We start from the raw sequence: 21,263 nt of genomic DNA, 5'->3' as shown, positions 1-21,263 counted from the left end.
AGCGTGCCCGCAGGGCTCGGGCCGGGCTGTGTGCGTGCCTGGCGGCGCTGGACGTACGCTCGACAGGTCGTCCACACCCCGGGCGGCAGCCGTCAGCGACGACACGAAGTCAGGACACCATGGCCCTCAGCGTTTTCGATCTGTTCTCGGTCGGTATCGGGCCGTCGAGCTCGCACACCGTGGGGCCGATGCGGGCGGCGGAGATGTTCGCTCAGCGACTGCGGGAGGACGGCGTGCTGGAGCGGGTGGCTCGGGTGCGCTCGCAGCTGTTCGGGTCGTTGGGGGCGACGGGGCACGGGCACGGCAGCGACAAGGCGGTGCTGCTCGGGTTGACGGGGGAGCGGCCCGAGTCGTGTGACCCGCGAGCGGTCGAGGGCCGGTTGGCGCAGATCCGGGCGAGCAAGCGTGTGTCGCTGTTGGGGGTGCACGAGATCGCGTTCGTCGAGGACGAGGACCTGGTGCTGCACCGGCGCAAGACGCTGCCGGTGCACCCGAACGGCATGACGTTCACCGCGCTCGACGCCGGCGGGCAGGTGCTCGCGGAGCGCACCTACTACTCCGTCGGCGGTGGCTTCGTCGTCGGAGGCGACGCGGACGGCGAGACGAAGATCGTCGCCGACTCGACACCGGTCGCCCACCCGTTCCGCACGGGTGACGAGCTGCTGGCGCACTGCAAGGAGACCGGCAAGTCGATCTCGCGGATCATGCTGGAGAACGAGCTCTCGTGGCGCACCGAGCAGGAGGTGCGTGACGGCCTGCTCGAGATCTGGCGCGTGATGAAGGAGTGCGTGCGCAACGGCATCGACACCGAGGGCGTGCTGCCCGGCGGGCTGCGGGTGCGGCGGCGCGCCCCCGAGCTGGCCCGCCGCCTGCGCCTGGAGGCCACGAGCGACGACCCGCTGCGCGGCATGGACTGGATCACCCTTTACGCATTGGCCGTGAACGAGGAGAACGCCTCGGGCGGCCGTGTCGTCACCGCTCCGACCAACGGCGCGGCCGGCATCATCCCGGCGGTGCTGCACTACTACGCGAACTTCGTCAACGGCGCGGACCGCGACGGCATCGTGCGCTTCCTGCTGACGGCGGGTGCGATCGGGGTCATCTACAAGGAGACGGCCTCGATCTCCGGGGCCGAGGTCGGCTGTCAGGGCGAGGTGGGTTCGGCCTGCTCCATGGCGGCCGGCGCCATGGCGGCCGTCATGGGCGGCACCCCGGAGCAGGTGGAGAACGCGGCCGAGATCGGGATGGAGCACAACTTGGGCCTGACGTGCGACCCGGTCGGTGGTCTGGTGCAGATCCCGTGCATCGAACGCAACGCGATCGCCTCGGTCAAGGCCATCACGGCCGCCCGCACGGCCATGCGCGGGGACGGGTCGCACGTCGTGTCCCTGGACAAGGTCATCAAGACGATGCGCGAGACGGGCGCCGACATGAAGGTCAAGTACAAGGAGACCGCCCGCGGCGGCCTGGCCGTCAACGTCATCGAGTGCTGAAACCCCGTGGGCACGCGAGGACGCCCTGACCCCGCCTCACCCACCCTGCAACACACCCGGTAGCGGTCAACCGCGCAGGGTTGCAACCACCGCGGCCTGACCGTTGTCGGGTGTGTTGCCAAGGGGGACGACGACGGCCGGGGGCTCCCGTGGAGCAGGTGGAGGTCACATGGCGCGGGCGAGGCTGCGCCGCAGGGCCCACGCGCCGACGGCCAGCGCGGCGACGGCCATCGCCGTGAGCACCCCGAGCTGCGGCAGCACGTCGACGAGCGTGCCGTCGCGGCGCTGGATCTCGGCGAAGGCCTCGTAGGCCCACGCGTGCGGTGTCACGTGGGCGACCCCGCGCAGCGTGTCGCTGAACACCTCGAGCGGAACCATGCCGCCGCCGAGACCGGCGAGCACCAGGCCCAGGCCGACCCCGAGCCCGCCTGCCGCGCCCTCGTTGTCGACGAGCGACCCGAGCACCATGGCGAGCCCGGCCGACACGGCACCGAAGACGAGCAGCACGAGACCGGTGAGCCAGATGTTCCCCCAGTCGACGCCGAAGAGCACCGAGGTCGCGACGACGATGTAGATGCCCTGCGCGAGAGCGATGACGAGCCGACCCCCGGCCTGGCCGAGCAGCACCTGGGCCGACGAGACGGGCGCCGCCATCGTGCGGGCGATGACGCCGTGGCGCCGCGCCTGGATGAGGGTCGCCGAGCCGGCGAGCGACGTGAGGAACGTGAAGAGCAGCAGCTGGGAGGCCGCGCCGACGTCGAACTGGCCGACACCCTGGAACTCGCGGGCCAGTGCGTCGACGTTCTCCACGCGCGTCGACGGCCCGGTCACCTGGGCACGCGCCGCATCCACGGCCGCCCGGGCTGCCGGCGCGGCGACCCCACGCCCGGTGAGCGCGGCGAGCTGGGCCTGGTCGAGCTGGAGGACGTCGACCGCTCCGCGCACGCGCTGCTGCACGGCGAGGGCATTGCTCGCCGAGCCGGGGACGACCTCGAGGGTGACAGGTCGTCCTGCGGCGAAGGCGGCGCCCGCGCCGTCGGGCACGAGCACGGTGACGGCCGCCCGGCCCCGCGACACCTGCTCGAGCACGTCCTCGCGCGAGCCGCTCGTGACCGCCAGCCCCTCCGACTCCAGCTGCGTCGTCAGGGCGGCCACCATCGCGCCGCTCTCACCGGCGACGGCGACCTTGCCCGCCGTCGCTCCGCTGCCGAACTGCGCACCGATGACGAGCACGAGCACGAGCGGGAAGATGAAGACGAAGAAGAGGTTCGAACGGTCGCGCAGGAAGCGCCGCAGCTCGGCGGTGACGATGGCGAGCACGGGCCTCACAGCGCGTCCCCCCGGTCCGGCACCACGCGCGAGACGCCGACCATGACCACCGCGAAGACGAGGAGGACCAGCACCGGCACGCCGATGTCGCCGACGCCTCCGCCGCCGGAGGTGATGCCGAGCCCGCGGATGAAGGCTCCCACCGGGTTCGCGTCGAGCAGGGTGCCGAGCACGCCCCCGGCGTTGAGCGGGAAGAATGCGCCTCCGGCGATGCCGAGCACGAGGGCCACGATGGACTGCGCGACGTTCGACTGCTCCGCGGTGCGTGCGATCCGCGCGATGACGAACGTGATCGAGGTGCCTGCCGTGACGGCGCCGAGGACGAGCACCGCCACCGCGAGCGGCGACCCGAAGTCGACGTCGAAGATCAAACTGCCGGCGGTCAGCAGCACGGTGGTCGCGACGACACCGAGGATGAAGCTGACCAGGGCCTTGGCCGCCACGATCAGCCCGGGGCGCATCGGCATGGAGCGCAACCGCGCAAGGGTGCCCTGCTCGCGCTCGTTGACGAGACCGAGCACACCGAACCCGACCGTGAAGAGCAGGAAGAGTCCGGCCTGGCCGGCGACGAGCGCCCCTGTCGTGGAGAGCTGCTCGTCGGACGCCCGGCCCTCCGTGAGGGCGATCGTCGGGGTCGCTGTCGCCACCTCCCGGCCGATGGCGGCGAGGTCGGAGGCCGGCAAGCCGACCCTGCCTGCGGCCGTCGCGGCCACCGTGGCCGCGCGGTAGCGGTCGACGGTCCCGGTCACGACCGAGATGACGACGTCGTTCTCGATGCCGCCGCCCCCGTCGACCACGGTGACGTCCTTCGGAGCGCCGTGCAGCAGCGCCGCCCCGAAGCCGTCGGGCACGGTCAGCCCGAGGTCCGCCTCGTCACCGGCCACCAGCCGGCGCACGTCCGAGGGCGAGACCGGCCGCACCCTGACGTCGAAGCCACCGGCGCCGTCGATGTCACCGAGCGAGCGCAGCGTGCCGACGAGGCTCTGCCCCGCCTCGTCGCCGACGGGCACGGAGACGGCGACGGTGACCGGCGTCAGGTCGCGGCTCAGGAGATTGCCGATGACGAGGTTGAGCACACCCATCAGGGCCAACGGCACCGCGATGCCGAAGATGAAGACCGACTTGTCGCGGGCCCGCTGCCGCAGGTCCGAGATCGCCATGGTCCAGAGCGGGCGCATCGTCTCGTCCTCAGTCCCGCAGGGCCTTGCCGGTGAGGTGCAGGAAGACGGACTCGAGGTCGGGCCGGGTGATCTCGACGTCGGCGAGGCTCATCCCCGCGTCCGTCGCCCGGGTGACGACCTGCGCGACCGCGCTCGGCGCGTCACCGACGGTGAGGCGCAGCTCGCGCCGGTCGACGTCGACCTGCGACACCGACGGCAGGGCCCGCAGCGCCTCGGCGGCGGCGTGCGTGTCGCCCGTGCCGGAGAGCCGGATGTGGTCGACGGCCCCGGTGAGGCGGACGAGCTCGTCGCGGGTCCCCTCCGCCTGCAGGACGCCGCTGTCGATGATGCCGATCCGGTCGCAGAGGCGCTCGGCCTCCTCCATGTAGTGCGTCGTGTAGAGCACGGCCATGCCCTCGACCGACAGCCGCTCGACCGACTCGAGGATCTGGTTGCGTGACTGCGGGTCCACTCCCACCGTCGGTTCGTCGAGGATGAGCAGCGTGGGCCGGTGGAGCAGGCCGATCCCGATGTTGAGCCGGCGCTTCATGCCGCCGGAGTACTCCTTGGTCGGGTCCTTCGCGCGCCCGGTGAGGCCGATGAGCTCGGTGACCTCGGCGACGCGGGCCGTGAGCTGCGGACCGGTCATCCCCTGGAGCCGGCCGAAGAGCACGAGGTTCTCACGGGCCGTGAGCTCGGGGTAGACGGCGAGGTCCTGCGGCACGAGGCCGATGTGGCGCTTGGGCGCGACGGCCGTGCGGCCCATCTGCTCGCCTGCGACGGTCACGGTGCCCTCGTCGGGCGCGATGAGCCCCGCGACCATCGAGATGATCGTCGTCTTGCCGGCGCCGTTGGGGCCCAGCAGGCCGTAGGTCTCGCCCGCGGCGATGCGGAACGAGACCCCGTCGACGGCGGTCAGGTCACCGAACCGGCGTACGAGGTGGTCGACGACGAGCACGTCGCCGCGTCCTGTCGGCTCCGCTGTGGCCCCGTCCGTCCGCACGATGCCCTCCGCCCCGCTCGTCGACGCTTCCACTACCGAGCGTAGGAGAGTCACCGTGGCGGCACCCGGGACATCCGTCACCCATCCCCGTGAGGTTCGACACCAGCGACGAGGTTGCCGGGGGCGTCAGCGGTGGTGGCTCTCCGACTCGCTCACCGGGTACGCCTGCCCGGCCACGTACTGGTCGTACAGCTCGGGAGTGCCACCGCCGGCCCGCACGACCTCGGCGAAGAAGCGCCCCGAGTCGCGCACGGTGCGCTGCTGCGTGTCGTGGTCGAGGGCCACCAGCCCGAAGCGCGGGCCCTCGCCCTCGTTCCACTCCCAGTTGTCGACGAAACACCAGTGGTAGTAGCGGTCGACCGGAACCCCTTGTGCCCGAACGTCGCTCACGACCGACAGGTGCTCCCACAGGTAGCGCGACCGGAACGCGTCGGCAGCGTCCGCCGTGCCGTTCTCGGTCACCCACACCGGCAGGCCGTACGTCTCCCACGCCCACCGGGCGGTCTCGCCCAGCCCGGCGGGGTAGACCTCCCACCCGAGGTCGTTGACGGGCACCCCGGGCGGAGTGCCGTCGTCGAAGCGCGTCACCGTCGTGCGCGAGTAGTAGTTGAGGCCGAAGAAGTCGGCGTACCGTCCCGTTCCCGAGCCGTCACCCTGCTTCGGTATGCCGGGTGGCCGGCGGAGCGGGGCCGTGAACTCCCCGGTCGTCATCGCACCCACGATCGCGTCCTGGAACAGGTGACGCATGGCGGGGGTCAGCAGCCGGTGCCACGGGTTGCGCGGGTTGCCGGGGCGGAAGGGCCGGAGGTGGTGGGCGACCCCCACCTTCGTGTCAGGTCCGGGCTGCAGTGCGTGGATGAGGGCGTACGCCCGCAGGTGCGCGGCCGCGAGCACGGAGTACACCCGCAGGCCCTCGCGGAGCGAGCGGTGGCCGGGTGGGAAGTCGCCGAAGACGTGGGCACCGGTGACGAAGACGTTGGGCTCGTTGACGGTGACCCACTCCGTGACGAGGTCGCCCAGCCGCGTCACGACCTGGGTGACGAACCGCTCCCACACCCACAGCGCGCCGGGCCCGAGCCACCCGCCGTCGCGCTCGAACCACAGCGGCTGGCTGAAGTGGTGGAGGGTCACCAGCGGGCGGATCCCCCTCTCGCGCAGGAGGTCCAGCTCGTCGCGGTAGTGCGCGAACGCTGCGTCGTCCCACTCGCCGGGCCGTGGCTCGAGCCGGGCCCACTCCACGCTCATCCGGTAGACCTGCACCCCGAGCGACGACATCAGCTCGGTGTCCTCACTACACCGGTTCCAGTGGTCGGTGGCGCGCCGCGGCGACGAGCCGTCACGGATCGTGCCGGGGCGGTCGGCCCAGTCGGTCCAGCTGCTCGCGACGTCACCGCCCTCGATCTGGGTCGCGGCGGTGGCCACGCCGAGCAGCACCCCGTCCAGCCGGAAGCCGTCCACGGTCGCCATGCCGGTCAACGTACCGGCCCGTCATGCGACAGACTGGCGCGCGTGGGTCACGTACCTGTCCCGGAGCACCGTGCCGCCGTCGAGCGGCTCCTCGGCGAGGGCGTCGTCGAGCGGGTCGCGCTCGACCGGCACGCCGCCGGTCGCCGCCTCGCCGGTGAGCTCGTCGCCGTCGACGACCTGCCACGCTTCGACTCGTCCGCCATGGACGGGTATGCCGTCCGGCCGGCCGATCCCGACCAGCGCGCCTTCCCCGTGGTGGGGGACGTGCCGGCCGGTTCTGCGCCGGGCTTCGAGCTGACCGACGGCCAGGCGGCACGGGTCATGACCGGCGCCCGGGTGCCGGTGGGCACCGTCGCGGTGGTCCCCGTGGAGCGCACCGACGCCGCCCCGACCGGGCCGGCGCCCGCCACGGTGATAATCGATGCCGCGCCCAGCGACGGCCAGCACGTGCGACTCCGCGGCGAAGACGTCTTTGCCGGATCGGTCATCGCCGCAAGGGGGTCCGAGGTGACGCCCGCCCTCATCGCTCTCGGGAGGTCTGCCGGCTGCACCGAGGTCGATGTCTGGGCTGCGACCCGGGTCGCCGTCGTGGCGACCGGGGCCGAGCTCGTGCGGGCCGAGAGCGACCCCGGGGCCGGCGGCATCCACGAGTCGAACTCCGACATGGTCGCCGCCCTCGCCGACGAGGCGGGCTGTGCCGTGGTGCGGGTCGAGGTCTGCTCCGACGAGCCCGACGAGCTGCGCGCCCTGCTCGACGCCCTCGACGCGGACGACGGTGTCGACGTGGTCGTCACGACCGGCGGCGTCAGCGCGGGCGCCTACGAGGTCGTGCGCCAGGTCTGCTCGCCGTTGCCGACCTTCGCCTTCGTGCACCTCGCCATGCAGCCCGGTGGCCCGCAGGGCCTCGGCCGCTACGGCTCGACACCGGTGGTGTGCCTTCCCGGCACCCCGGTCGGCGCCTTCGTGGCCTTCCACGTGCTCGTGCGTCCGGCGCTCGACCGGCGGCACGGCGCGCCCGTCCGACAGGCCGGCCGGGCGGCATACGCAGGCAAGACGCGACGGGCCCGCACGGGGCGGGTCCAGTTCGTCACCAGCGTGCTCGCACCCGACGGCACGGTGAGCGCCCCCGACGCACGACACCTCACGGCGCTCGCGACCGCGAACTGCCTCATCGAGGTGCCCGAGGCGGTCGACCAGCTCATCGACGGCGACGACGTGGTCGTCCACCACCTGTGACCGGGACGTGCTCGGGTCGGCCCTAGGCTGTCCGGCGTGAGCGCGACCCTCGTGGCCAAGGACCTCGCCGGCGGCCACGCCCACCGGACCCTCTTCGAGCACCTCGACCTCACGGTCGCGCCGGGTGACGTCGTCGGGGTCGTGGGTGCGAACGGTGCCGGCAAGTCGACCCTCCTGCGCCTGCTCGCCGGGCAGGACCAGCCGCTCGCCGGGTCGGTGACGACGGCGCCGTCGGACGCGTTCGTCGGCTGGCTGCCCCAGGAGCACGAGCGCCTGCCCGGCGAGACGGTCGCCGGGCACATCGCCCGACGCACCGGTGCGACCGCGGCGACCGAGGCGATGGAGGCCGCCGCCCACGGTCTCGGCGGCGACGACCCCAAGGCCGACGACGCGTACGCCGTCGCCCTCGACCACTGGCTGGCCAGCGGCGCCCCCGACCTCGACGAGCGCATCCCGCCCATGCTCGCCGAGCTCGGGCTCGACGTCGGCCCGGAGGCCCTCATGACCTCGCTCAGCGGCGGCCAGGCCGCTCGAGCGGCGCTCGCGGCCCTGCTGCTCAGCCGCTTCGACCTCGTGCTGCTCGACGAGCCCACCAACGACCTCGACCTCGCAGGGCTCGAGCGGCTCGAGTCGTTCGTCCACGGCCAGCGCGGCGGCGTCGTGCTCGTCTCGCACGACCGCGAGTTCCTCGCCCGCTGCGTCACCCGCATCGTCGAGCTCGACCTCGCTCAGAACTCCGTCGCGGTCCACGACGGCGGCTACGAGTCCTACCTCGAGGAGCGCGAGGTCGCACGACGGCACGCGCGCGAGGCGTACGACGCGTATGCCGGCACCAAGGCCGACCTCGAGGCGCGCGCCCGCACGCAGCGGGAGTGGTCGTCCAAGGGCGTGCGCAACGCGATGAAGAAGAGCCCCGACAACGACAAGAACCGCCGCGCGGCGAGCATCGACTCGGCGGAGAAGCAGGCGCGCAAGGTGCGCCAGATGGAGTCGCGGATCGCCCGGCTCGAGGAGGTCGTCGAACCGCGCAAGGAGTGGGTGCTGCAGTTCAACATCGCGGCGGCCCCGCGCTCGAGCACCGTCGTGTCGACGCTCAACGAGGCGACGGTGCAGCGGGGCGACTGGACCTTCGGGCCGGCCTCGCTGCAGGTGGAGGCGCGCCGCCGCGTCGGCATCACCGGGCCCAACGGTGCCGGCAAGACGACCCTGCTGTCGCTGCTGCTCGGGCGGGTCGAGCCCGACACCGGCAGCGCCTCGCTCGGGGCGTCCGTCGCGATCGGCGAGATCGACCAGGCCCGCACCGGGCTGCGCGAGGACCTGCCGCTCGGCGACGCCTTCGGAGAGGCCGTGCCGGACCTCGCACCCGCCGACCGGCGCACGCTGCTCGCCAAGTTCGGACTCAAGGCCGACCAGGTGACGAACCCGGTCAGCCGCCTCTCTCCCGGTGAGCGCACCCGCGCCGCGATGGCGCTGCTGCAGGCCCGCGGCGTCAACCTGCTCGTGCTCGACGAGCCGACCAACCATCTCGACCTGCCGGCCATCGAGCAGCTCGAGGAGGCCCTCGAGTCGTACGACGGGGCGCTGCTGCTCGTCTCGCACGACCGGCGCCTGCTCGAGAACGTGCGGCTCGACGAGCGCTGGCACGTCGAGGGGGGACGGGTCACCCGCCTCTGACACCCACCACCACTCGAGTGCTCATTTGCTTGCGTCGGGAACTGAGCACTCGACGGGTGTTGGGGAGGACGGGGCTCCCGGAGAGGGGGTCACCAGGTGCCGCGGTGCACGACCTCGTCGAAGGGGCGCCGGTTCAGCGTGTGGATGACGGCCAGGGGCTTGTCGGCGGGGTAGCCGACCGAGAGGACGTACGCGAGGAAGTGGCCGTCGGGGAAGCCGAGGACCGCTCTGGCGTGGTCCTGGTCGGCCGCCGCGGCGTGCCCCGTGCCGACGCCGAGGTCGGCCGCGGCCACCGTCATCGCGTAGGTGGCCTGCCCGAGGTCGTACTGCAGCAGCCCCGACTGGCGGTCGTCCTGCGGCTGGGGCGCGACGATCGCGATCGCGGCGGCCGCCCCGGCGACGTGTCTCGCGCCCTGCCAGACCTTCGCCAGCTCGCCGAGCTGCGCCTTGTCCGTCACGAGCACGAAGTCCCACGGCTGCCAGTTGCCCGCGGACGGGGCGCGTCGCCCGGCGTCGAGGATCCGGTCGAGGGCCTCGTCGGGGACCGGCTGGTCGGTGAACTGCCTGACGTTGCGTCGCGCCCTCAGGGCGTCCCAGGTCTCCACCGTGTCATCGTGCGCCCGCCGGGCCGGGCATGGCCACCATCCTGTCCAAGGGAGTGCTGCGCCACCTACGGCAGGTCGGGCCACGCCGCCAGGTCGACGAGGTTGCCGGAGGGGTCGGCCAGGGTGAACCAGTGCGGGGCGTGCGAGTCGTCGACGAGACGGCCGCCGGCCTGCACGGCCGCCTCGATGCGCCGGGCGACCTCGGCCGCCGACGTGCTGAGGTCGACGTGGATCCGCGCGGGCGCCTCGCGCCCGTCGTTCACGGCCTGGTTCCAGACGCCGGGCGCGCGGCGAAGCGGGTCGATGATGTCGGCGTCGGCGACCTGCTCGTAGCCCGTCACCGCCTGCCAGAAGGGGACCGACTCCATCCCGCCGTCGATCGCGATCTGGATCGACTGCAGGTGTGAGACGTCGCCGGCCAGGCCGACCTGTGCCGCGACCGCGGAGACCGAGGCGGCCAGACCGGCTGCGGCCTCGGGCAACCCGCCGGCGTCCCACGAGGAGGGCAGCCGCACCGTGACGCCTGCAGCCCGGAGCTCGAGGTCAGGGCCGTAGCCCTCCGGTGCCAGCTCCACCACCCGCGCGGCGAACTCGACCCTCCGCCGGGCGTCCGGGCACGGGAAGTGCGCCAGCGCCCCCTCGAACGTCAGGCGCCACTCGTCCGCTGACGCCACCGCGTAGAACTCGCCCGCCCCGATGACCGTCGTCACGTCGCCTCCCCGCCTCGGATCCTGCCGCCAACCTACCCGCGACGCCCCGGCAGCCCCAGTCACTCATCGAGGAAGCAATCCGCCCGGTGGACGGATTGCTTTCTCGCTGGGAGCCGTCAGCCGGGCGAGTTCGTCGGGTCGGCCACCCAGGGCCCGAGCGGCGGGTCCCAGGTGCGCACGACCCGGCGCAGCACGTAGCCCCCGAGCCAGTACGGGTCCTGGTCGAACGCAGAGGTCAGCTCCTGGAGCGAGTCCGCGGAGCACACGATCAGCGCAGCGTTCGCCGGCTCCTGGTCGGTGGGCTCGCCCTCGCTCACCTCGTCGGTGCCCGGCTGGTACATGCCGGCGACCAGCAGTCCGGGCAGGCTGGTGAGCCATTCTCGGTGCTCGGGCCGGATCGTCAGCATCTCGTCGACGTCGTCGGGATAGGTGTAGTGGACCGCGAAGATCGGCACGCTCGGTTCTCCAGTCGTCAGGTGGGTGGTTGGCAGCAAACCACGGCGGAGGGTCAGGTGGTCGTGATCCGGTGCCCGCCGGCATACACGTTGAGACGGGCGTCGCGCACGAAGCCGAGCAGCGTCATGCCCGCGTCGTCGGCGCACTCGACGGCCAGCGACGACGGCGCCGACACCGCCGCCAGCGCGGGGATGCCGGCCATGATCGCCTTCTGCACCAGCTCGAACGAGGCGCGCCCCGAGACGACGAGCACGCACCCCGTGCCCGGCACGCGGCCGTTCTGCAGCGCCCAGCCGACGACCTTGTCGACGGCGTTGTGGCGGCCGACGTCCTCGCGCACGACGAGCAGCTCGCCGTCGGCGGTGGCGAGCCCCGCCGCGTGCAGCCCACCCGTCTTGTCGAACGAGCGCTGCTCGCGCCGCAGCGCGTCGGGCAGCTCGACGACGACCTTCGCCGCGAGCTCCACCGGGTCGGAGCGCACGTCGAACGCCGACTGCGCGCGCAGCTGCTCGATGCTCGCCTTGCCGCAGACGCCGCACGACGAGTTCGTGAAGAACGCCCGGGTCGCCGAGGCATCGGGCGCGGCCACCCCGGCAGCCAGCGTCACGTCGATGACGTTGTAGGTGTTCTCGTCGAAGCCGCTCTCGCCCGACACGACGGCGCCCTCGCAGTAGCGCGCGAGCGCGATGTCCTCGACCGACCGGATCAGTCCCTCGGCCATGAGGAAGCCGTGCACGAGCTCGATGTCGTGCCCGGGCGTGCGCATGGTGACGGTCAGCGGCGTGCCGTTGACGCGCAGCTCGAGCGGCTCCTCGACGGTCAGCGTGTCGGGACGCGTGCTCGTCGACGGCGTCGCGACGTCGATCGTCGTGACCTTGCGCCGCACGGTGACCCGTCCCATGGGCCCAGCCTAGATCGCGTGCCAGACTCCGAGGGTGTCCAGCACCCCAGCGCCGACCTGCGTCGTCGTCGTGCTGACGGGCGGCGCCTCGCGACGGATGGGCTCGCACAAGCCGACCCTCGAGCTCGCCGGGCGGCCGCTCGTGGCCCGCGTCCTCGACGCCGCCGGCCCGCACCCTCCCGTCGTGGTCGGCCCCGGTCAGGGCGTCCCCGACGGGGTACCGGTCGTCATGGAGCGCGTGCCGGGCGGCGGGCCGGTCTCGGGCCTTGCGTATGCCGTCGAGGCCGTCCGCGCCGGCGTGACCCGGGTGCCCCACCCGGACGTCGTCGTCGTCCTCGCTGCCGACCTCCCGTTCGTCACGGCCGATCACGTCGAACGCCTCGTCGCAGCCCTCGAGCCCGACACCCTCGACTCCGCCGACCTCGCCGTCACCGTCGACGCCGACGGCCGCACCAACTGGCTCTGCGCTGCCTGGCGCACGGACGCCCTGCGAACCCGGCTCGCCGCGCTCGGGGACGTCGGCGACGCGTACGGCCGGAGCATGCGAGAGCTGTGTGACGGCATACGCACCGTGCACGTCGCCGACCCCGACGGGCTGGCCGCCGACGTCGACACCCCGGCCGACCTCCAGCGCGCTCGAGAGCGCGCTCAGAACAGCTTCGACTGACCGCTCGGCCACCCTCCGGACGGCCCGTCACGGCCTCAGAAGAGCCGCGCCGACCCCCGACTCTGGGAGGTCGCCCAAGCGGCTGTCTGCGGCGAATCCTCCTGCCGCCAAGTGTTTTCCCAGAGTTGTCGGACATTTGGCAAAGACTTGGTAAGCCCCGTTGACCGCGATTCTCGCTGCTGCGAACGTCGCGCTCGTTCTCGCCGGAATCTCGGTTCGTGAGATGGGGCGGGACTCCCTCCAGGCGGCCACCGAGCCGCATCCTGACAAGGAGTAACCAGTGAATCGACTGAAGTCCGGGCTGGCGACCGGAGGGCTGCTCGCCCTCGCTCTCGCCATCTCGCCGGCGATCCCGGCGGGCGCAGCGGCCAGTGCGGGACGCGACAAGGCGCCCGCCCCAGAGTCGCAGAGCCTGAAGGCGACCGAGCAGTCCCGAGCAGCATCCTCCGCGAGCGCCCTCGGGCTCGCGAAGGGCGAGAAGCTCGTCGTCAAGTCCGTCATCGCCGACGCGAACGGTGCGACCTCCGTGCGCTACGAGCGCACGCTCGACGGCCTGCGCGTCATCGGTGGCGACCTCGTCACCCACAAGGACGCGGCCGGCTCGGTCAAGAGCGTCACCTGGAACCAGCGCAAGAACGTCACCCCGGCGACCATGACGCCGACCGTCTCGAAGAGCACGGCCCACCAGGCCGGCCTCGCGGCGTCGAAGGCCAACAAGGAGACCGCCTCCGCCGGCGAGCTCGTCGTCTTCCAGTCGGCCACCGGACCCAAGCTCGCCTACGAGGTCATCACGGAGGGCATCAAGCCCGACCAGACCCCGACCCGCCTGCACACCATCGTCGACGCCACGAGCGGTGCCACCCTCACCAGCTGGGACGACATCAAGCACGGCACGGGCAACGGCATCTTTGTCGGCAACGTCTCCCTCGCGACGTCGGGCAGCGCAGGCAGCTACACGATGCGCGACACGCACGGCAACTACACGACGGACCTCAACCAGGCCACGACCGGCACGGGGACGACCTTCACCGACGCCGACGACGTCTGGGGCAACGGCCTGCAGAGCAACCGTCAGTCGGCCGCCGTCGACGCGCACTACGGCGCCGGCAAGACGTACGACTACTACAACACCCAGCTCGGCCGCGCCGGCATCTGGAACAACGGCACCGGCGCCCGCAGCCGCGTCCACTACGGCCAGAACTACGTCAACGCCTTCTGGGACGGCACGCAGATGACGTACGGCGACGGCTCCGGCAACGCGGCCCCGCTCGTCGAGCTCGATGTCGCCGGCCACGAGATGAGCCACGGCGTCACGGAGAACACCGCCAACCTCACCTACTCGGGCGAGTCCGGTGGCCTCAACGAGGCGACGTCCGACATCTTCGGCACGGCCGTCGAGTGGTACGCCAACAACCCGAGCGACGTGCCCGACTACCTCATCGGCGAAGAGATCAACATCAACGGCAACGGCACGCCGCTGCGCTACATGGACAAGCCGAGCAAGGACGGCGCGTCGAAGGACTGCTGGAGCAGCACGCTCGGCAGCCTGGACCCGCACTACTCCTCGGGTCCGCTCAACCACTGGTACTACCTGCTCTCCGAGGGCGCGGGCGCCAAGACCATCAACGGCGTGAGCTACAACTCCCCGGTGTGTGGCACGGCCGGCGCGGTCACCGGCATCACGCACCAGAAGGCGGAGAAGATCTGGTACCGCACCCTCGCGACCTACCTGACCTCCTCGAGCAACTACGCCGCCGCCCGCACCGGCGCGATCAAGTCGGCCAAGGACCTCTACGGCGCCGGCTCGGCCGAGTGCACCGCGGTCGAGAAGGCGTTCACAGCCATCGCGGTCGCCGCTACCTCCGAGACCTGCGGCGGCACCACGCCGCCGCCCACCGGCGGCTCGCTGACCAACGGCGGCTTCGAGTCCGGCCAGACCGGCTGGACCGGCACGTCGGGCCCGATCACGAACAACACGGGTCGCCCGGCCCGCACCGGTTCGTGGAAGCTCTGGCTCGGTGGCAACGGCTCCACGGCCTCCGAGAACGAGTCGCAGACCTTCGCGGTCCCGTCGACGGCCACGTCGCCGACGCTGACGTACTACATCCGCATCGACACGGCCGAGACCTCGACCACGACGGCGTACGACACCGCGACGGTCCAGATCAACGGCGTCACGAAGGCCAGCTTCTCCAACCTGACGACCCCGAAGGCGTCCTACATCACCAAGACGATCGACCTGACGTCCTACAAGGGCACGAACGTCACGCTGAAGTTCGCGGCGAGCGAGGACTCCTCGCTCCAGACGAGCTTCGTCATCGACGACGTGTCGACGAACTTCTGAGTGAAGGTCGCCTGACGCACCTCTGAGGTCGGTGTGCTGCCGGGTCCGCCCGGTGGCACACCGACCTCTTGCGTATGCCGTCGGGCCTGCGTGTGCCGTCGGGCCTGCGTACGCCGTCGGGCGCGGCCGCGTGCCCGGCTCAGGGGGCGGGGGCGACGACGGGCGGCGTCGGCGTCGTGCAGTGCGTCGTGGCGGGAGCCGAGAGCGTGACGTCGGAGACGAGGCTGCCGACGAGGCCCGCGATCTCGCCCAGCGAGGGGTCGCTGAGGTCGATGGCGCGCTCGTGGTCGTCGGTGACCGAGATGGAGATGGGGTCGCTCTCGGTCGCGGCGTTCGGGTCGAGCGGCGTGAACTCGTCGCTCGGCACCTCGGTGAGCGGCACGCCCAGGCGCAGGGTTGCCAGGAGCGTCACGAGCTGGCGCTGGACCGGCCCGGCGAGGGTGCAGATGCGCCCGTGCACCGATCGGGTCTCGACGCGCAGCCGGCCGTCGGCGTCGAGCACGATGCGGTCGTCGAAGCCGGCGATGCCGCCGGTGCGGTGGAGGACGAGCGGGAAGACGGGACTGTCGGACGTCGTGACCGCGCCGCCGCCGCTCGCGCCGAAGCGCTGCTTGGGCGGGGCCGTCGACGTCGCCGTCGACCGGTGCTCCGTGCCGGCAGGGGAGGTGTCACCGTCGGACACGACGGCCCCGCACCCCCCTGTCAGGAGTGCGGCAATGGTCATCCCCACGTACAGACCCGTACGCCCCATGGTGACCATGGTGACCCGTCGGGAGCGTCTGCGCACCGTGGACACGGACGATTTCTGGCAACGCTTGGGTGAATGTTTCAAGTGGCGGGCCTCGGCAAGCACGGGAATGCTCGGCGTCAGAGGTGTCTTCGGGCTCGGGGCCGTGGGCATCTCACCCGCAGAGCGCCTGCCCGTCGACGGACCCGTGTCGACGTGTAGAGCGCCTGCGGTCACCAGGCATACGAAAGGGACCAACGAGTGATACCCAACTCCACTCCACACCGATCAGCGGCACCCCGCCGAGTCCGTCGATCGCTCGCCTCGCTCGGGGCCGTCGCCGCCGTGGCGGCCGGCATGGCGATGGCGAGCCCGGCCGCACAGGCCGCCGACCCGTCCGTGACCGTCGGCGACGACGCCGGCAGCCGCGAGCGCGCCTTCGCGGCGGCGGCATCCGAGTTCGGCGTGCCGCGCACCGTGCTCGAGGCCGTGTCGTACGCGCAGACACGCTGGGACTTCAACCCCGGGCACAGCTCGTCCGGCGGCTACGGCCCGATGCACCTCGTCGACGCCGACCTCGGCTCGGCCGCGGAGGGCAAGGGCCTGGGCGACGCCCCGGCCGCCGACGCAGCCGCGCCGGTCGCCGACACGCTCGGTCGCGCGGCCGGCCTCACCGGGCTCGACGAGGCCGCCCTGCGCACCGACGAGCTCGCCAACATCCGCGGTGGCGCCGCGCTCCTCGCCGCCACCCAGCAGCGGCTCGGCCTGCCCACGGGCACCGACACCAAGGCCGGCGACTGGTACGCCGCCGTGGCCGACGCCTCCGGCTCGGCGCAGGAGGACGTCGCCGCAGCGTTCGCCGACGACACCTACTCGGTCATCGCCTCCGGCGCCTCGCGCCGCACGGTCGACGGCAAGGACGTGTCACTGCTCCCGTCGGCGGCCACGCCCCAGAAGGGCCAGCTCGACCGGCTCGGCCTGACGAAGAAGGCGAACAGCGCGCAGACCGACTGCCCGCCCGGGCTCGACTGCGACTGGGTGCCGGCGCCCTACAAGGACCTCGGCGGCGGCGACTACGGCAACCACGACCTCGCGTCGCGGCCGGTCTCACCGAAGATCACGAACATCGTCATCCACAACACCGAGGCGTCCTGGAACACGACGCTCAAGCTCGTCACGGACCCGACGTACCTCGCGTGGAACTACTCGCTGCGCTCGAGCGACGGGCGCATCGCCCAGCACCTCGAGCCCAAGGACGTCGGCTGGCACGCCGGCAACTGGTACGTCAACAGCCACTCGATCGGCCTCGAGCACGAGGGCTTCGCGGCCACCGGCGCCCAGTGGTTCAGCGAGCCGATGTACCGCTCGTCGGCGCGGCTCGTGCGCTACCTGGCGACGAAGTACGACATCCCGCTCGACATGCAGCACGTCTTCGGCCACGACCAGATCCCCGGCGTGACCCCCGCCAACGTGGCCGGCATGCACTGGGACCCGGGCCCCTACTGGAACTGGGAGCACTACTTCCAGCTGCTCGGCGCGCCGCTGCAGAGCCACGGCGTCGACGGCGCCCAGGACCTCGTCCGCATCCTGCCCGGCTTCGACGACAACGTGCAGACGGTCACCTCGTGCACGACGGCCGGCCAGCCGTGCCAGCCGCAGGGCACGAACTTCGTCTACCTGCGCACGGCCCCGTCCGAGACGGCTCCGCTCGTCAACGACATCGGTCGCAAGTCCAGCGGCGCCCCGTCGACGACGTCGGTCTCCGACATCGGCGCCCGCGCCCAGACGGGCCTCACCTTCGCCGTCGCCGACCGCCAGGGTGACTGGACCGCGATCTGGTTCAACGGCGTCAAGGGCTGGTTCCACAACCCGGCGAGCGACCCGACGGCCATCGCGGTCGGCGGCCAGTACGTCGTGCCGAAGGCCGGCCTCGCGAGGGTCCCGGTCTACGGCCGGGCCTACCCCGAGGCGTCGGCCTACCCGGCCGGGATCCCGGTGCAGTCGCTCGCGCCGCTGCAGTACCAGTTCACGGCCGGCCAGCGGTACGCCGTCGGTGACCTCACCGTCCCGACGAACTACTACCGCGCGACGACGTACTCGGCCACGACGCCGAACGACCACGTCGACGTCGTCGGCCAGGACCGCTACTACCAGGTCTCGCTCGGCCACCGCTTCGCGTTCGTGCGCGCTGCCGACGTCGACGTCGTGACCGCCAAGTAGCACCCCGGGTGACTCAGCAAAGTGCCCACTCGACGACAAACCTCGTCGAGTGGGCACTTTGCCGGTCCAAGACCCATCGAGTGGGCACTTTGCCGGGCCCTAACGTCGAGAGGGCACTTTGCCGGTCCAAGACCCATCGAGTGGGCACTTTGCTGAGCGGCAAAGTGCCCACTCGACTGTGTGTCAGCGCAGGTCGTAGGCCTTGAGGAAGCTGATGATGAAGGGGGCCGAGCCGGTCACGCCGTTGTCGCCGACCTCGTTGTAGGCGGCGATCGCGATGTCGCCGCGCCCCGCGACCATCCACGTGTGCGTGTCGGGCGGGTTCTTCGTGCCGAACTCGGCCGTTCCGGTCTTGGCGTACTCGATGCCCAGGGCCTTGAGCACCTTGCCCGAGCCCTCGTTGACGACGGCCCGCATCTCCTGGCGCAGCACCCCGGCCTCGGTGGGGCTGAGCGGCGTGGCGGGTGCCGGCAGCGCCGGAGCACCGGCGACGAGCTGCGGGCGCACCGTCTGTCCCTTCATCACGGACGCGACGACGAGGGCCATGGTGAGCGGCGAGGCCTCGACGCGGCCCTGCCCGATGAACGACGCGGCGTGCTCGACGACGTCGTCGGTCGGCGGCACCGAGCCGAGGAAGCCGGTGAACGGCAGGTCGAGCTTGTCGCCCATGCCCAGGGACTGTGCGGCCTTGATGAGGTCGTCCTGGCTCACCTTCTCGTACTGGCTGATGAAGGCCGTGTTGCACGAGAACGCGAGCGCGGTCTGCATGGTGATGTTGCCGAGCTTGTCCTTGGGGTAGGTCGTGTAGTTGCTGAACCGCCGACCGTTGACCGTGAGGGAGTCGGTGCAGGGCAGCGGGGTGTCGGCCGTCGCGCCCTTGCGCACGTTGGCGAGCGAGCTGGCGATCTTGAAGGTCGAGCCGGGGGCCACCTTGCCGGCGAGGGCGAGGGTCGAACCGTTCGCCGCCGGACCGATCGCCGCGGCCAGGATCTCGCCGGTGGAGACCCGCACGGCGACGAGCGCCGTCGGGTGGGCGGTCTGCTTCGCGAGGGCGGCCTCGGCCGCCGACTGGGCCTTGGCGTCGAGGGTGATCGTGAGCGGCTGTCCCTCGGTGGACTGCTCGGCGAAGAGCTCGCGCTTGTCGAGCACGCTGCCGTCGGCGCCGCGCTTGACGGCCTGCACCGCGAGCCCGGGCGTGCCCCGCAGCTGGGCGTCGTAGCGGAACTGCAGGCCGTTGGTGCCCACGCTGTCGCCGGCCTCGAGCGTGCCCTTGGAGTCCTTGACCTGCTCGGCCGTGGCCTCGCCGACCGAGCCGAGGATCGGGGCGGCGAAGGTGCGGCTCGGCCCGAGCACCTTCATGGCCGGAACCGTGATGGCGCCCTTGACCTTGGCGATCGCGGCACCGTTCTTCTCGATGACCGGGTCGGTCTCGCGCAGGGTCAGCCCCTCGACGAAGGCCTTGGCCCCGGCGGCGGAGACCTTCGCGGCATACCTCGTCGGGTCGATGCCGAGCAGGGTCGCGAGCCGGCGCGCGGACGCGGCGGCCCCGGCGCCGGCCACCTTCGTCTTGTCGATGCCGACGACCGCGACCTCGCGCTCGGTCATGACCTTGCCGCCGGAGGTGTCGACGATGTCGGCCCGTCGCGGCCACTTGCGGGCGATGGTGAGGGTCTCGTCGGAGGCCAGCTGCGGTGCCACGAGGGCCGGGTTCCACGCCACCTGCCAGGCGCCGTCGACGAGGGTCATCGCGGCCTTCGACTGGTAGCTCCAGTCGGCGCCGGCCTTCGAGACGTCCCACGTGGTGGAGAGCGTGGCGGTCGCCTTCTCGGACCCTTCGGCGTGGCTGACGTCGGTGACCGACACCGCCGGCCGCAGCGAGTCGAGGCCCTTGTAGGCGGCCTTGACGAACGTCCCGGCCTTGGCGGCGGTCGTGCCCTTGAGCGGGACCTTCGTGAAGTCGCCGTTCGCGAGGGCGGCGGCGAGGGCGCGCGCCGCGTCGTCGGGCTCGGGCGGCGAGTCGAACATCGAGCAGCCGGCCCCCATCGTCGCGACGAGCGCGCCGGACAGCGCGGTCGCGACGAACGAGCGGCGGCGTGATCCGGTCGATGAGCCGGTCCGTGAGCCGGAGCGTGAGCCGGAGCGTGAGCCGGTGCGAGGTCCCGAAGGCATGCGTCGAGGGTACGTGGCGCCACCCCCAGCGCCGGTCATCGACGGGTCGCGTCGACCTGCTCGCCCTCGGCGGCCGGCGTCGCGGCGCTCGCCACGGCGGGTCGCCCGGGCTCGCTGCCCGCCGGTCCCCTGCGACCGGAGCGGAGCCACAGCACGCCGGTGCCGACGAGCCCGACGGCCACGGCGACGGCATACGCACCCCACGGCTGGAACTCCGGCTGGAGCGCCCGGAGGAAGACGTCACGGCTGGCCTCGACGTGGTCGCGCAGGCCGTCCGGCAGGCCGGACCGCGGGCGCAGGTAGGCCGTGAGGTAGCCGAAGGCGGTCTGCGCGGCGGAGCAGGCGGCGACGAGGACGAGCACGAGGGGCCAGACGAGCACGCGCCCCGGCGAACGCACGCCGACCGGGGCGAGGGCCAGTCCGACGAGCACCGCGATGAGGGTCGTCGTCCACGCGAGCACGGGCAGGGCGCGCTGGGTGCCGACGAGCGCCACCGCGACCGCGCTCACCCACGAGCCGACGGCGACGGCGAGGGGCGCCGCGGCCAGGGCCCGGAACACCGGCCGTCCGAGCACGACGACGAGGCCGAGCAGCAGCCCCGCGACCGTGCCGACCACCGCGACGGCCAGCACGCCGACGAGCACGCGGTCGTCGCGGTCGAAGTCGTTGCCGAGCTGCCGGGTGGCACCGGCCGACTGGGCGACGGTGTAGGCCGCGGCGGCGAGGGTGCCGAGAGCCGCGGCGCCTGCGACGGAGAGGGTGCGTCCCTCGCGCGGTCGCACCCACAGGGCCGCGACCGCGGCGGCGAGCCCACCGACGAGGGTGACGACGAGCAGCAGGCCCATCCGGCCCGCCGTGAACGGCAGCAGGCTGAGGTAGCCGCTGGCGACCGACCCGGTCTCGATGTCGGAGGTCCAGTCGCGCGGCGAGCGCGCCCCCAACCCGTCGACGATCCACGGCAACGCCCCGACGACCCACCAGCCGGCCGCCGCGAGGAGCAGCACGGGCCACAGGAGGGTGCGGGCGTGCCGTCGGTGTGCCTCACTGCCGAAGCTGACGACCTTGTCCACGCGCAGATCCCAGCACGTCCGCCCGATCTGCG

Annotated in this window: 17 protein-coding genes; 6 read left to right on the top strand and 11 right to left on the bottom strand. The window is 72.2% G+C overall.

What is annotated here, in order from left to right; translation table 11 throughout:
• Positions 1–119 precede the first annotated feature (119 nt).
• On the top strand, positions 120–1,493 hold the full coding sequence (locus tag ACXR8F_RS04290) for an L-serine ammonia-lyase (protein ID WP_045192852.1): 1,374 nt from the start codon (positions 120–122) through the stop codon (positions 1,491–1,493).
• A 165-nt stretch (positions 1,494–1,658) separates the two neighbouring features.
• On the opposite strand, the gene ACXR8F_RS04285 is transcribed toward ACXR8F_RS04290, so the two are convergent.
• The 4 genes from ACXR8F_RS04285 to ACXR8F_RS04270 form a co-directional block, all read right to left on the bottom strand.
• Entirely contained in the window at positions 1,659–2,822 is a 1,164-nt protein-coding gene (locus ACXR8F_RS04285; RefSeq protein WP_458798883.1) for an ABC transporter permease, read from the bottom strand.
• Positions 2,819–4,000 carry an ABC transporter permease gene (locus tag ACXR8F_RS04280; protein WP_458798882.1) on the bottom strand — a complete coding sequence of 394 codons (1,182 nt, stop codon included), beginning with the start codon at positions 3,998–4,000 and terminating at the stop codon, positions 2,819–2,821. The genes ACXR8F_RS04285 and ACXR8F_RS04280 overlap by 4 nt, the downstream gene beginning before the upstream one ends.
• 10 nt (positions 4,001–4,010) lie before the next feature.
• Entirely contained in the window at positions 4,011–4,985 is a 975-nt protein-coding gene (locus ACXR8F_RS04275; RefSeq protein WP_045192854.1) for an ABC transporter ATP-binding protein, read from the bottom strand.
• 126 nt (positions 4,986–5,111) lie between these two features.
• Positions 5,112–6,452 (bottom strand): glycoside hydrolase family 1 protein, encoded by a 1,341-nt coding sequence (locus tag ACXR8F_RS04270; protein ID WP_458798881.1) that lies wholly within the window; start codon positions 6,450–6,452, stop codon positions 5,112–5,114.
• 42 nt (positions 6,453–6,494) lie between these two features.
• On the opposite strand from ACXR8F_RS04270, the gene ACXR8F_RS04265 reads away from it, so the two are divergent.
• Complete coding sequence (locus tag ACXR8F_RS04265; RefSeq protein WP_458798880.1) at positions 6,495–7,688, top strand: molybdopterin molybdotransferase MoeA; 1,194 nt, start codon at positions 6,495–6,497, stop codon at positions 7,686–7,688.
• Between the two features lie 36 nt (positions 7,689–7,724).
• Positions 7,725–9,362: an ABC-F family ATP-binding cassette domain-containing protein gene (locus tag ACXR8F_RS04260; RefSeq protein ID WP_458798879.1), complete on the top strand. Its 1,638-nt coding sequence runs from the start codon at positions 7,725–7,727 to the stop codon at positions 9,360–9,362.
• Between the two features lie 89 nt (positions 9,363–9,451).
• Here the strand turns inward: ACXR8F_RS04260 and ACXR8F_RS04255 are convergent, their stop codons facing one another.
• The 4 genes from ACXR8F_RS04255 to fdhD all read right to left on the bottom strand — a co-directional run bounded on the left by ACXR8F_RS04255 (position 9,452) and on the right by fdhD (position 12,034).
• Positions 9,452–9,967, bottom strand: coding sequence for a nitroreductase family protein (locus ACXR8F_RS04255; protein ID WP_458798878.1), 516 nt, complete (start codon positions 9,965–9,967; stop codon positions 9,452–9,454).
• Positions 9,968–10,032: 65 nt separating this feature from the next.
• Positions 10,033–10,677 carry a VOC family protein gene (locus ACXR8F_RS04250; protein ID WP_458798877.1) on the bottom strand — a complete coding sequence of 215 codons (645 nt, stop codon included), beginning with the start codon at positions 10,675–10,677 and terminating at the stop codon, positions 10,033–10,035.
• Between the two features lie 116 nt (positions 10,678–10,793).
• The gene (locus ACXR8F_RS04245) at positions 10,794–11,132 is read right to left on the bottom strand and encodes a YciI family protein (protein ID WP_458798876.1); all 339 of its coding nucleotides are present in this window, start codon (positions 11,130–11,132) and stop codon (positions 10,794–10,796) included.
• 53 nt (positions 11,133–11,185) lie between these two features.
• Positions 11,186–12,034 carry a formate dehydrogenase accessory sulfurtransferase FdhD gene (gene fdhD, locus ACXR8F_RS04240; protein ID WP_458798875.1) on the bottom strand — a complete coding sequence of 283 codons (849 nt, stop codon included), beginning with the start codon at positions 12,032–12,034 and terminating at the stop codon, positions 11,186–11,188.
• 34 nt (positions 12,035–12,068) lie between these two features.
• Here fdhD and mobA point away from each other — a divergent pair, with 34 nt between their 5' ends.
• Both mobA and ACXR8F_RS04230 read left to right on the top strand, forming a co-directional pair.
• On the top strand, positions 12,069–12,701 hold the full coding sequence (gene mobA, locus ACXR8F_RS04235; protein ID WP_458798874.1) for a molybdenum cofactor guanylyltransferase: 633 nt from the start codon (positions 12,069–12,071) through the stop codon (positions 12,699–12,701).
• Positions 12,702–12,981: 280 nt separating this feature from the next.
• Positions 12,982–15,045 (top strand): M4 family metallopeptidase, encoded by a 2,064-nt coding sequence (locus ACXR8F_RS04230; protein WP_458798873.1) that lies wholly within the window; start codon positions 12,982–12,984, stop codon positions 15,043–15,045.
• A gap of 139 nt (positions 15,046–15,184) precedes the next feature.
• On the opposite strand, the gene ACXR8F_RS04225 is transcribed toward ACXR8F_RS04230, so the two are convergent.
• Positions 15,185–15,727, bottom strand: coding sequence for a hypothetical protein (locus ACXR8F_RS04225; RefSeq protein WP_458798872.1), 543 nt, complete (start codon positions 15,725–15,727; stop codon positions 15,185–15,187).
• 402 nt (positions 15,728–16,129) lie between these two features.
• Here ACXR8F_RS04225 and ACXR8F_RS04220 point away from each other — a divergent pair, with 402 nt between their 5' ends.
• Complete coding sequence (locus ACXR8F_RS04220; RefSeq protein WP_458798871.1) at positions 16,130–17,992, top strand: N-acetylmuramoyl-L-alanine amidase; 1,863 nt, start codon at positions 16,130–16,132, stop codon at positions 17,990–17,992.
• Positions 17,993–18,175: 183 nt separating this feature from the next.
• On the opposite strand, the gene ACXR8F_RS04215 is transcribed toward ACXR8F_RS04220, so the two are convergent.
• Together ACXR8F_RS04215 and ACXR8F_RS04210 are read right to left on the bottom strand one after the other, a co-directional pair.
• The gene (locus ACXR8F_RS04215) at positions 18,176–20,161 is read right to left on the bottom strand and encodes a penicillin-binding transpeptidase domain-containing protein (RefSeq protein ID WP_458798870.1); all 1,986 of its coding nucleotides are present in this window, start codon (positions 20,159–20,161) and stop codon (positions 18,176–18,178) included.
• Between the two features lie 35 nt (positions 20,162–20,196).
• The gene (locus ACXR8F_RS04210) at positions 20,197–21,231 is read right to left on the bottom strand and encodes a hypothetical protein (RefSeq protein ID WP_458798869.1); all 1,035 of its coding nucleotides are present in this window, start codon (positions 21,229–21,231) and stop codon (positions 20,197–20,199) included.
• Positions 21,232–21,263 lie beyond the last annotated feature (32 nt).

This window comes from Terrabacter sp. AAH1 (genome assembly GCF_054456855.1).
Note: the sequence above shows the minus strand (reverse complement) of the source record. Positions and strands in the feature narration are given on the sequence as shown.

What these genes read in the sequence shown, in the direction of transcription:
- ACXR8F_RS04290 (WP_045192852.1), top strand. Translation starts at nt 120, where the DNA reads ATGGCCCTCAGCGTTTTCGATCTGTTCTCGGTCGGTATCGGGCCGTCG.
- ACXR8F_RS04280 (WP_458798882.1), bottom strand. Translation starts at nt 4,000, where the DNA reads ATGCGCCCGCTCTGGACCATGGCGATCTCGGACCTGCGGCAGCGGGCC.
- ACXR8F_RS04270 (WP_458798881.1), bottom strand. Translation starts at nt 6,452, where the DNA reads ATGGCGACCGTGGACGGCTTCCGGCTGGACGGGGTGCTGCTCGGCGTG.
- fdhD (WP_458798875.1), bottom strand. Translation starts at nt 12,034, where the DNA reads ATGGGACGGGTCACCGTGCGGCGCAAGGTCACGACGATCGACGTCGCG.
- ACXR8F_RS04220 (WP_458798871.1), top strand. Translation starts at nt 16,130, where the DNA reads ATGGCGATGGCGAGCCCGGCCGCACAGGCCGCCGACCCGTCCGTGACC.
- ACXR8F_RS04215 (WP_458798870.1), bottom strand. Translation starts at nt 20,161, where the DNA reads ATGCCTTCGGGACCTCGCACCGGCTCACGCTCCGGCTCACGCTCCGGC.